Origin of the sequence: Acinetobacter sp. TUM15064 (assembly GCF_008980265.1) — a bacterium.
Lineage (GTDB): Bacteria > Pseudomonadota > Gammaproteobacteria > Pseudomonadales > Moraxellaceae > Acinetobacter.
The window spans coordinates 39,429-51,131 of the sequence record NZ_BKFU01000020.1; the positions used below are offsets into that span (position 1 = coordinate 39,429).

Consider the following 11,703-nt stretch of genomic DNA (forward strand, 5'->3'; position numbering starts at 1 on the left):
ATGGTGGCAAAGTAAGCGTCATGTATGCAGACGGCCCAAGAGATAGCTCTGGGCCGTTTCTGTTCTAAAAAGAATTCATTTTCTACCGTATTTTAGGAGATTGACATGACTGCAGTTACAGCAAGCATGGTTAAAGAATTGCGCGATCGTACTGGTCTTGCAATGATGGAATGTAAAAAAGCATTAACAGAAGCGAATGGTGACATCGAGCTAGCGATTGATAACCTTCGTAAATCTGGTCAAGCTAAAGCGGCTAAAAAAGCAGGTAACATTGCAGCTGACGGTGCAATCACAATTGCTCAAGAAGGCAATAAAGCAATCCTTTTGGAAGTAAACTGTCAAACTGACTTCGTTGCTAAAGACGAAAACTTTGCTGGTTTCTCTGCTCAAGTTGCTGCTGCTGCGTTAGCTGCTGGTGAAACTGATGCTGCTAAAATTGCTGAATTGAAACTTGCAGATGGCGTAACTGTAGAAGAAGCGCGTATCGCTCTTGTTCAAAAAATCGGTGAAAACATCCAAGTTCGTCGTGCAACAATCGTTGAAGGCGACAACCTTGCAGTATACAAACACGGTCTAAGAATCGGTGTTGTTGTATCTTACGCAGGTGATGCTGCAACTGGTAAAGGTATTGCAATGCACGTTGCTGCATTCAACCCAGTGGCTGTAACAGAAGCTGACGTATCTGCTGAGCTTATTGCTAAAGAAAAAGAAATTGCTGAAGCAAAAGCAATTGAATCTGGTAAGCCTGCAAACATCGTTGAGAAAATGGTCACTGGTTCAGTTCAAAAGTACTTAAATGAAGTTGTACTTGAGAACCAAATGTACGTTATCGACAACGACAAAAAAGTTTCTGATGTGCTTAAGTCAACTGGTACTACAGTTGCTCAATTCGTTCGCTTTGAAGTGGGTGAAGGTATTGAGAAGAAAGCTGAACTTTCTTTCGCTGAAGAAGTTGCTGCTGCTCAAGCTGCTGCAAAATAATTGAAAAATTATTTTGAGTAAAAAAAGCCCCATTGGGGCTTTTTTTATACAATAAAAACGAAATAAAGGAAAAATACATGGCAAATAAAACAAATCTAGGTATTGGTGCAGTGATCGTGGTTTTGGTTGCTGCATATTTTGGGATTGATCTTCAAGAAAAACAGCTTAATACTTCAACTTCATCATCCAATCTAGAAAGATCGGCTACACATCGGGAAGTGCAAAACTCTGGGTCTGATGATGCTGCAAAAATTGCTCAAGCCTTTCAAAACCAAAAAAGTAATGTTCAAGTTCAATCTCAAGGGCGAGTGGTGGCTGTACTGAAAGATGACAATGATGGCTCTCGTCATCAAAAGTTTATTTTAGCGTTGCCGAATTATATGACAGTTTTAGTTGCGCATAATATTGATCTAGCTCCAAGAATTGATCGTTTGCAAAAAGGGGATACGGTCAGTTTTAATGGGGAATATGAATATACTGAAAAAGGTGGGGTCATTCACTGGACGCATCGGGATCCACAGCAACGTCATGTGGATGGCTGGTTAAAGCATCAAGGAAAAACCTATCAGTAATAGAGCAATTTTGTTCTATACGTTTTACTGAATCACAGTATGCTGAGTGGTTCAGGAGAAGCTAACTCATGCACAAAATCAGATCCAGTGAATTTGTAAATTATCATCATGTTCAAGAACTTGGTGGTCTTGAGATGTTAAAAGCCTCCTATCAACATACTCAGTTTTCAAAACACACGCACGAAGGCTACTGCATTGGTTTGATTGATGAAGGTGCGCAATCTTTTTTACGCACAGGAAATCAGCATATTGCACCGCAAGGCGATATTATTTTAGTCAATGCGGATGAGGTGCATACGGGTTCATCTGCTGTTGAAACAGGTTGGTGTTATCGAGCAATTTATCCGACCCCTGAAATGATTCAAGATATTAGTCAGGATTTCTTTCATGAAACTGGTACTATGCCGTGGTTTCCACAAGCTGTGGTGCATGATGAGGGACTGGCAGAGCAGTTGAATTTACTGTTTGATTTGTTATTGCAGCCTAAAAATATACTGTTCAAGCAGAGTTTGTATATTTCAACTTTAGCATATTTATTAAGTCGTTATAGCCAGTCTAGGAAAACATTAAAAGATTTACCTGAAGCGCAGCGTAAGATCGTGCTGATTCAGGAGTTACTCGAAGCCGAACCAGAAAAAGAGCACCAACTTACTGAGTTGGCGGCTGTGGTGGGGATGAGCCCTTGGCATTTACTACGTCAATTTAAAAAGTTTACTGGACTTCCACCTCACGCATGGTTGATACAGTTTCGTTTACGTAAATCATTATCTTTGCTAAAACAAGGTTGTGAGATTGCGACAGTAGCACAATTGTGTGGCTTCTCCGATCAGAGTCATTACACACGTCATTTTAAAAAGGCATTGGGCTGTACACCAGCACAATATATGGCACATAAAATCTAAAATAACAGCAATTTCATACAAGAAAGTCATTTCCTCAATCTTGCATATTAATTCCTATGGATAGAAATCATAGGGTTTTTCATGCAACAACAAGCGATACAACCACAAAGTCTAAGTTTTCTTCGGGGCGTACAGGACATGCTACCTCTGTCTGTTGCTGTGATTCCATGGGGAATATTGGCTGGCTCAGCTGCGATTAATGCGGGATTGAGTGTGATGCAAGCTGTGGGAATGTCAGCTTTGGTATTTGCTGGTGCTGCTCAATTGGTCAGCTTGAGTATGCTGATGACAGGTGCATCTTTGCTGAGCATTATTTTGACGGTATTTTTTCTGACTAGTCAGCATTTTATTTATGCGTTGAGTTTAAGAGAAGAGGTGAAGCCATGGTCATTAAGCCGGAGACTCAGTATTGGTTTTTTGCTGACCGATGAACTCTACGCCACCGCAATGCTAAAACAAAAGCCATCTTATGCTTATATGTTGGGGGCAGGATTCAGTTTTTATGTCTGTTGGGTAGGGTTTAGTTTAGTCGGCATACTGCTTGCAAATACAGTGCCTGATCTTTCAAATCTACATTTGGAGTTTTCAATAGTGGTGGTGTTCTTGGTGATGGCGGTAATGCTGATCCGAAATAGAGCTGCAATTTACGGTGTCATTGCATCATCACTCTCTGTTTTGCTGTTGAGTTGGTTGGGTGTGAAATCAGCCATCTTGTTAGCCGGTTTTACAGGTATGTGGGTTGCTGCGATGTTTGATCGTTCGGAGTGCTGAAGATGACTTGGTTATTTGTTTTTAGCTTAACTTGTGTGACTTTTTTTAATCGGTATTTATTTTTAGAGCCTAAAACTCAAATTCGACTGCCTAAATTTGCGACACACATGCTGAAATATGCAGCGCCTTGTCTCATGGTTTCGATTTGTTTGCCACTGGTTTTTTTTGAGGGTTCACAGTGGAAAGGGATATTTCAAAATAGCTATTTTTATGGGGCAATTTTTACCTTGTTGATCACCCTTTTGAGCAGAAAGTTATTGCTCAGTATTATGCTGAGTTTGGGGTTTTTTTATGGTCTGAATCTGTTATTCGATTTTTAGTCATTCATGCGTAAATCGACCCATAAAAGACCGAAAAAAGGATGAAAAAGTGCAAGAGTTTGATCTTTTTCATCGCTTTTAAATTTGTATTGCTCTAAATGCGCACTGTTTGCGATTTTTACACTGTTTAGCAATTTGACGTAGCTTTGATTGGGAATATGAAAATATTGAAAATTGAGCAAATGAGGGGTTGTTTGAGAACTTTGAAGAAAGAACAGCATTTTCTTTAGCGTTTGTGAGCATAAAATGCTTCTATTTATACAAAAATCAGTAGAGCTATAACACCTGCCATATCGTAAAAAAGAAGCTGAATTCACATGCGAATTTGTTAAATAGCTCTGAATTAGAGAATAGATAAAATCACGCTTCAAAGTGGATGAAAAATAGCTTTGAATATACAAATAATGAATTAAGAACACATTAGCTCGGCTAAACCTACAAAGTTACCAAGATTGTGAGCACAGCCAACTCAAAAACTGGAGTGATTGGATTTTTTTATTCGATGTAAACATGGTTTTGAGCGATGTTAAAGCATCAAGCTAGAACAGCTAAGGATCATCTGCAGTTATTTGTATAAAGACTAGGTATTAAAAAAGCCACATTACTGTGGCTTTACTGTCAAATACGTGTTGTAGGTCTGAATCTTAAGAGTTTGGTCCATCAATACGTTCAATGCTAACTTTCGCAGTACCTGAATTAGTAATACCCAATTGTTTTGCTGCGCCGTAAGATAAATCAAGTACACGGTTACCGTGGAAAGGACCGCGGTCGTTAACTTTAACCACAACGCTCTTACCATTGGTTTTATTCGTTACGCGGATATAGCAGTTTAGTGGCAGGCTACGGTGTGCAGCAGTTAATGCATTCATATCGAATGTCTCACCACTTGCAGTTTTACGACCATGGAACTGACGACCATACCAAGAGGCCATACCGGTTTGGCTAAACTTACGTACTGTATTTGATGCAACAGTATTTAACTTTTCAATCACTGAAGGCTCTTCTTCAGGGATTTCAATTTTTGCAGCGATTGTTTCGCGGCGAATTTTATCGCCTGAACGTTCAGTGATTGAAAGGCTATTTAAATTTGAGAAGTGTGAGTTGAAGCCTTGAGCATCTTTATTTAAGACACGTGCAGCTAGACGAGAGTTATCATTATCATTGGTAAATGATGACTGAACCATCTCTGCTTGCGATTGGCTCAGCACGATGGTCGAGGCAATGGCCAGTATATATTTAAGTGATGACTGCATTTATAAACTCCAAAAGACAACGCTTTTTTCTTTAAACTAAGTGGCTGAAAGATAAAAAAACTTGCCTGTTAATTCACTTTTGCAACAGCATTTGACGAAATGGATAATATTCATGCAGTCATAAGCATGTCTAGTGTTTAATTAAAATAATGATAAAAACTACATAAACTGAACGTTTTTTGATTAAAAAATAATCAACATTGTAACATGATATTAAAAATGCCGAATTTTACATCATTTTTAAATATTTTTTTGTTGACATTTTAATCTTGAGTAAAAAGCTAGCCTTATCGGCTAGCAATTTCAGCCCCTAACTGCCACACCGCAGTCGCATACATACGACTCTTATTGTAGGTTGTGATCACCTGAAAATTAGGGTAGGTAATGTAATAACTTTGCCCATAGTTTTCCTGTAGTTGGATCACATTCACCATATCTAAATCATCAATTTTCACAATCGGATTGGTGGGTTGAATGCCCTGATTTTTCAGCACACCATAAGGCGTCGGTAAAGTTAAATCTTTGGCAATCACAGATTCAGGATTAGAACCACTATAGCGAGCTGGGAATCCAATTGGCTGATTTCGTTGCCAGCCATGATTTGCTAAATAGTTGGCAATCGAGCCGATAGCATCCACTGCTGAATTTCGTAAATCGACATGACCGTTACCGTCATAATCCACCCCAAACTTTGGAATGTTGCTTGGCATAAATTGTGGGTAGCCCACCGCACCCGCGTATGAACCAACGACCGAGTTGGTTGGTACGCCATCTTTATAGCTCCACGCGATTAATGCACTGAGTTCATCTTGGAAATATTGCTTACGGCGTTCGTAACCAAATCCTAAAGTCGCTAAGGCATCACGAGTCACAAAATTACCTTTATTGCTCCCAAAACCTGTTTCTACCCCTAAAATGCCGAGAATGACGGACTGGGGTACACCAAATTGTTGTTCGGCACGGTTTAAGGTATCCGCATATTGTTCTTTAAAGCGGACACCACGTTGAATGGTGCTTTCAGCCATAAAGTTGGTTTTATATTCGTACCACGGTTTGCTTTCACCTGGACGATTCATAATGTTAATAATATTGGGCAAGTTTTTAGAGCCATTCATGGCCCAATCGACTTGTTCAGCAGACAGTCCATAGTTTTGCATGGCTTTTTGCTTGAAGCTGATATAGTCAGGATGAGAAGCGAAATCGTTGGCTTGGCAAAAGCTGGTGATTGACAAAGCGCCAATCAATAAAGGTAAACGTTTAACTTTGTTATAAAAGTTTAAATTTAACATAGAAGTCTAATTTCCAGAGTCATGATGGGCCGTGGACCAAAGCGAATAGAGCGAAGCTCTAAACTACGCATTTATATTATGTCGAAATTTTTGTGAACAGAGTCTAGTTTGGACAGGCTTTAAGATAACACTGTCTGTACTAAAGCGGGCAAATAGGGATACAAAAAAAGACAAACACAGGCTATATATAAGGCAGATCAAGGAAAACAGGATAGAGCTTCATAGATTTTTTAGTGTGACGGTATAAGTCAAGTTTTACTCATTGATATAAAAAGCTCGGTATCTACATTTAAGCCCATTTTTTATTGAAGACTTTATGGCAAAAGTATGCATTTATACAAAACGTAAGGAATTACAGCTTAGAAACAAAAATGACCCTATATAAATAGAGTCATTTGATCTGAAAAGTCGCGAAAGGCTTTTAGTCTTTAAGCATGAAATAAAGTGTCGTGATACTCAGCTAAAGCTAAAAGTTCATCTTTGGTTAAATTTGGGATGATTTTATTCGCTGCAATATGAACCGCTTTAATGACAGCCGCAGAACCGATATCGGCTGCTTTACGCTTGATCATGCCCAAATCGAGGGTTTTATTAAAGTCATTCATAAAGTGGCGTACAGTCGCTTCAGCAAACTGTTTATAGAGTTCGGTTAACGCAGCTTTATCTACTTCATTGCCTGCTTTAATTTCAGCAAAGTTATATTTGAGGCTGGTCACTAAGCTTGCATCTAAAGCTTCACCCACACGGAACTGACCTTCAGCATCTTTAAACAAGCTTTTTTCAGAAAACTGAATTGAAGCTTGCACTACGTCGTTTGATGCTTTGCCTAAGAGTTGCTTCAACAAAACCGCAACTGTTGACTTAATATAGCCAGCCAGTTTTTCCGCTGTATCTCGTTTATCACTCGGTGGAAAACGGCGTACTAACTCAGTTAAAATGGCATCAATAATTTCATCATTGATCAGTAGTGCTGTTTTGTCTCGAAGTGGATATAAAGGTTCACTTGAGTCTTTCTTCTGCTGAGCAGTTTGAATAGTCTGTAAAAGTTCAGTCGATGGAATAAAACCAAAAAATGGCATCGTGTATTAACCTCAATGTTCTTTATTTTATTGTCGCGCCAATCGAATTGGGCGGGGCATCCATGACACATCAGACACACGACACGGGTTGATATCTAAACCACCACGGCGTGTATAAGCTGCGTACACCATCAGCTTTTCAGGTTTCAAATTTTGCCAAATATCGGCAAATATTTGTTCCACACATTGTTCGTGGAAGCCGTTGTGCTGACGGTAAGAGATAATATAAGCCAGTATGCTGTTATAACAAGGCTTTTTACCTTTATATCTGATAAATACCGTACCCCAATCTGGTTGTCCAGTGACTGGGCAGTTACTTCTGAGTAAATGCGAGTAAATCTGTACTTCAACATCTTCAGCAGCGCTATCCAATGCCAACAGATTTGCATTGGGATGATTTTCCAGTTGGGTTGGAATCAGTTCATCAATACAGATGCCTTCAGGCTGACTAACTTGCACATCATCAACATGAAACAACTCAATACTCACATCTGCACCAGCCGCCGCCGATAAATCCTGTTCAACCGTTGCTTTAAATGCAGCTTTAGACTCAAACTGAGTAAAGTTCATGCTATTAAAGTAGAGTTTTAATGACTTTGACTCAATGAGATTGGGCGAGGTGGCAGGCAGACTGATGCGACCAATAGCAACTTGCGGAATACCGTGGTGATTTAGCCAAGAAATTTCAAAAACATGCCACCAGTCTTTACCTTGTTGAATACCTTCAACATGCGCATAGTGCTCACGTGCAGTGGCACGGGCAATAGGAAAAAGAATGTCGGGTTGATAAGTTGTTGGGTAATTGGTGTCTTTACCCAAAAGAGAATGTTCTACACTCATTATTCACGCATTCCTGAACCACGAGAAAGTAAATAGTAAGCAATGCCATAAAGCACTGCACAACATATAGTCATAACGGATAGGGAGACGACGACGTTAACATCGCTATGACCTAAAATACCGAAACGAAAAGCATTGACCATATATACAATCGGATTGATCAACGATAAATTTTGCCAAAAAGGGCTGAGTGCTGAAATGGCATAAAATACGCCGCCTAAATAAGTTAAAGGCGTCAGCACAAAGGTTGGGATGATGGAGATGTCATCAAAAGATTTAGCATACACAGCATTGATAAAACCACCCAGTGAAAATAAGAACGAGGTGACCAAGACGGTGTAAATGGTAACAAACCAATTGGTAATATACAGGTCAGTAAAAAATAAACTCATAGCTGTTACTATAATACCGACCAAGACTCCGCGACAGACACCACCTAAGACAAAGCCCCATAAAATGGCATGCAAAGGTACAGGACTCATGATCAGCTCTTCAATACTTTTTTGAAATTTGGCACTAAAAAAGCTCGAAGAAACGTTAGCATAACTGTTGGTAATCACCGCCATCATAATCAGCCCAGGCACGATGAACTGCATATAGCTAAAACCGCCCATCTCACCAATACGAGAACCGACCAAATTACCAAATATCACAAAGTACAAACTCATGGTAATGGCAGGTGGAAGCAAGGTTTGTGGCCAGATGCGCATAAAGCGACGAATTTCTTTATGCACCAGAGTATATAAAGCTACGCTAAGTTGATTTAAGTTCATGGCGTAGTTCCTTCGAGATTTTTTTCGACCATCTTCACAAACAGTTCTTCTAAACGGTTGGATTTGTTCCGCATACTACGAACTTGGATTCCTTGCGATTCGAGCAATTGAAATAAGTCATTGAGAGTATGTGCTCTATCCATAGTTACTTCTAAAGTCACGGCGTCGACTAAATGGAAACGAACCCCAATAATGTCGATATGAATTGGCTCAATCGGTGTGGCCAAATCAAAAATAAAGGTTTCTTCATTCAGTTGATTGAGGAAGTTTTTCATGCTGGTGTCTTCTTTAATCACACCACGGTCAATAATGGCAATTCGACGACATAGCATTTCCGCTTCTTCTAAATAGTGCGTTGTTAAAATGATCGAGGTACCTTTACTGTTCATTTCTGTGAGGAAGTCCCACATCGAACGACGCAGTTCAATGTCAACCCCTGCTGTGGGTTCATCTAAAATAAGCAGTTTCGGTTCATGCATCATGGCACGGGCAATCATCAGGCGACGTTTCATACCACCTGAAAGCATACGGGCTTGAACACCGCGTTTTTCCCATAAGCCGAGTTTTTCTAAATATTCTTCGGCACGAACTTCTGCAATTTTTTTAGGAATACCATAATAGCCCGCTTGTGTGACTAAGATATCGAAGGTTTTTTCAAACTGACCGAAGTTAAACTCTTGATGTACAACCCCTAAGCACTGTTTGGCTTGAGAAGGGTGCGTGTCGAGATTATGTCCAAAAATTTCGACAGTACCTGCGGTTTTCTTGGTCAATGAGCTGATAATACCAATCGTTGTAGATTTGCCTGCACCATTTGGTCCAAGAAGGGCATAGAACTCACCTTCAGGAACAGTTAGATTGATGCCTTTTAAGGCCTGAAACCCATTTTTATAGGTTTTGGACAAATCTCTTAACGTCAATGCATCAGTCATGAAATTCTCGAATGATTAATAGTGGCACTATTGTGAGCGATTATGCCTAATAAACCAAGTAATCTACTCGCAATTCTGTGTTGCAGATATGGAACATTGTATAAAGCATAAGCAGGAAAATCACTCTAAGCTATATAGATGCTTTACCTTGTGATTTTTTTTGATATGATGTGCTCGCGCGCTCATAGCTCAACTGGATAGAGTACAGGTCTCCGAAGCCTGTGGCGTGGGTTCGAGTCCCGCTGAGCGCACCAATTTATTGTTATTTATCAATAGTTTGCATTTTTTCACACGTGTATTTAAATGGGTTTTCGAGGGTAATCATTCCCTTAAAAATTAAAAGCAGTATGAAAAATATACAAAAGTCTAAATTTGAAAATATCAGTGACTAACTTTTGCGCTTTCTAAAAGCATAAAACACATTTTTAATAGATTTTATCTTAGAGTCATGTTTTAAAGACAATAGTCTATTTTTAAAACCATTCTCAATATTTGGCTAACTCAGCTTAACGAATACTTTGGTTTAGCATCTCATTATATAAATGAACCCTTGATACGACTAAAACTGGAACATGAATAGATATTTACCATGCTCCTGAGCAGTTGGACATGGAATTTCCTTGCAAGCATCCATATACATCATAAAAATGATTTCAATACTTTCTAAGGCTTCAGCCAATGCTTTATCCAAAAAATACCTACGCTATTTAATTTTGCCAGATCACGAGCACTTGCAATAAATGCATCACTTTCTTGCATAATTTTCACTGAATATTTCATAGTTATATACATGAGACTAATATGACGAGTTCACTAAGCTGCTAAAAAGGTTAGGGCTATAGCTTCAGATCCTTTTATCTGCAATTTTTTTGCTATTTCGTTTTTGGATAGTTTGGTAAAACAATTTTTTACTGATTAACTCAATAATCATGTATGAATCCTTTCCTTAAGCAACAGAACAACCCTTTATGCTAGACGTGTCATTTTATGTTGTTGTAATTGATAGCGGTTCTTTGTAAAACGATAACTGATAATAAGATATTTCTTCTTGGAGCTCGGCTCTCAAGTCTTCTAAAAGAGCTGCGAGAATGTTAGCTCTAAGTTTGTCTGTCTGTGTTAATCATTACTTAAGTTTGCTTGTATGCTAAACAATTTGTACTGTTGAGAGGATTGAGTACAGCTTCAAATGTCTAATCATGATATTCCATAGACGTAGAAGAATGTATTTATTTACTGGCGCTTTAAATAGAGGAGATACGAGTACAATTACGTCCATCATTTTTTGCTTCATATAGTTTTTGGTCTGCAAGCTTAATCACGTCATCGACACTTTCTGCATCTCGTGGCCAAGATGCAATGCCAATTGAAACGGTAATATGTCCCACTGGATCAAGATAGCTTTGTGCAACAGCTTCTCGAAGTCGTTCAGCTGCTGTATATGCAACTTTGGGATCTTCATGCACGACAAATACAGTAAACTCTTCTCCGCCAACACGACAGCAAATATCATGCTTACGGAAATTGTTCATCATGTGAGATGCTAGTTTCTTTAATACATGATCTCCTTGATCATGGCCATAGCTATCATTAATTGCTTTGAAGTGATCAATATCTATGTTGAGTACTGAAAAAGGAGTGTTTGTTGCTTTTAATTCATTTAAAAATAATTTCATGCCTCGGCGGTTATATAGTTCTGTAAGCGGGTCTGTATTTACGTGCTGTTTAAGTTCTGCAATTTCATCTTTAAAGTGTTTAGAACTCAAAAGCAATGAAGTGCGAAAACGCAATGCTTCAAAATACCAAGGATCTATTTTCTTGATATCTTGATCAATATTGGGGCGTGTGAGCATGCTTGCCATTTGAGCAAGTTTATTGAGCGGAGAAGAGATTAAGTAGGATAGTTTCCAAACAAAAATAAAGAGTACAAGATAGAAAATCAGCATACCCAAGGTCACTTTGACAATAATAGCGTTCGCTTGGCTGAGCAATTC

Annotated in this window: 12 protein-coding genes and 1 tRNA gene; 6 read left to right on the forward strand and 7 right to left on the reverse strand. The window is 39.0% G+C overall.

Going from position 1 to position 11,703, the window contains the following annotated elements; all coding sequences use genetic code 11:
• Positions 1-105 precede the first annotated feature (105 nt).
• The 5 genes from tsf to GBI16_RS08300 all read left to right on the forward strand — a co-directional run bounded on the left by tsf (position 106) and on the right by GBI16_RS08300 (position 3,546).
• The gene (tsf, locus tag GBI16_RS08280) at positions 106-981 is read left to right on the forward strand and encodes a translation elongation factor Ts (protein ID WP_086207970.1); all 876 of its coding nucleotides are present in this window, start codon (positions 106-108) and stop codon (positions 979-981) included.
• A 77-nt stretch (positions 982-1,058) separates the two neighbouring features.
• On the forward strand, positions 1,059-1,553 hold the full coding sequence (locus tag GBI16_RS08285) for a DUF3465 domain-containing protein (RefSeq protein ID WP_151706894.1): 495 nt from the start codon (positions 1,059-1,061) through the stop codon (positions 1,551-1,553).
• Between the two features lie 68 nt (positions 1,554-1,621).
• Entirely contained in the window at positions 1,622-2,455 is an 834-nt protein-coding gene (locus GBI16_RS08290) for an AraC family transcriptional regulator (RefSeq protein WP_151706895.1), read from the forward strand.
• Between the two features lie 81 nt (positions 2,456-2,536).
• On the forward strand, positions 2,537-3,226 hold the full coding sequence (locus tag GBI16_RS08295) for an AzlC family ABC transporter permease (RefSeq protein ID WP_171494549.1): 690 nt from the start codon (positions 2,537-2,539) through the stop codon (positions 3,224-3,226).
• Positions 3,227-3,228: 2 nt separating this feature from the next.
• The gene (locus GBI16_RS08300; RefSeq protein ID WP_151706897.1) at positions 3,229-3,546 is read left to right on the forward strand and encodes an AzlD domain-containing protein; all 318 of its coding nucleotides are present in this window, start codon (positions 3,229-3,231) and stop codon (positions 3,544-3,546) included.
• 644 nt (positions 3,547-4,190) lie between these two features.
• On the opposite strand, the gene GBI16_RS08305 is transcribed toward GBI16_RS08300, so the two are convergent.
• The 6 genes from GBI16_RS08305 to GBI16_RS08330 form a co-directional block, all read right to left on the reverse strand.
• Positions 4,191-4,799, reverse strand: coding sequence for a septal ring lytic transglycosylase RlpA family protein (locus tag GBI16_RS08305; RefSeq protein ID WP_086207964.1), 609 nt, complete (start codon positions 4,797-4,799; stop codon positions 4,191-4,193).
• Between the two features lie 287 nt (positions 4,800-5,086).
• Positions 5,087-6,088, reverse strand: coding sequence for a lytic murein transglycosylase B (gene mltB, locus GBI16_RS08310; RefSeq protein WP_151706898.1), 1,002 nt, complete (start codon positions 6,086-6,088; stop codon positions 5,087-5,089).
• A 428-nt stretch (positions 6,089-6,516) separates the two neighbouring features.
• A complete protein-coding gene (locus GBI16_RS08315) occupies positions 6,517-7,167 on the reverse strand; it encodes a hypothetical protein (RefSeq protein WP_086207962.1) in 651 nt (216 codons plus the stop codon).
• A 27-nt stretch (positions 7,168-7,194) separates the two neighbouring features.
• Positions 7,195-8,007 (reverse strand): NADPH-dependent 7-cyano-7-deazaguanine reductase QueF, encoded by an 813-nt coding sequence (queF, locus tag GBI16_RS08320; RefSeq protein WP_151706899.1) that lies wholly within the window; start codon positions 8,005-8,007, stop codon positions 7,195-7,197.
• Entirely contained in the window at positions 8,007-8,780 is a 774-nt protein-coding gene (locus tag GBI16_RS08325) for an ABC transporter permease (protein WP_004982514.1), read from the reverse strand. The genes queF and GBI16_RS08325 overlap by 1 nt, the downstream gene beginning before the upstream one ends.
• Complete coding sequence (locus tag GBI16_RS08330; RefSeq protein WP_151706900.1) at positions 8,777-9,712, reverse strand: ABC transporter ATP-binding protein; 936 nt, start codon at positions 9,710-9,712, stop codon at positions 8,777-8,779. Before GBI16_RS08330 ends, GBI16_RS08325 begins: the two co-directional genes overlap by 4 nt.
• A gap of 178 nt (positions 9,713-9,890) precedes the next feature.
• Between GBI16_RS08330 and GBI16_RS08335 the strand changes: the two genes are divergently transcribed.
• Positions 9,891-9,966 (forward strand) — tRNA-Arg (locus GBI16_RS08335).
• A gap of 987 nt (positions 9,967-10,953) precedes the next feature.
• Here the strand turns inward: GBI16_RS08335 and GBI16_RS08345 are convergent.
• On the reverse strand, positions 10,954-11,703 hold a 750-nt coding region (locus GBI16_RS08345; RefSeq protein ID WP_151706901.1), incomplete at its 5' end, for a GGDEF domain-containing protein.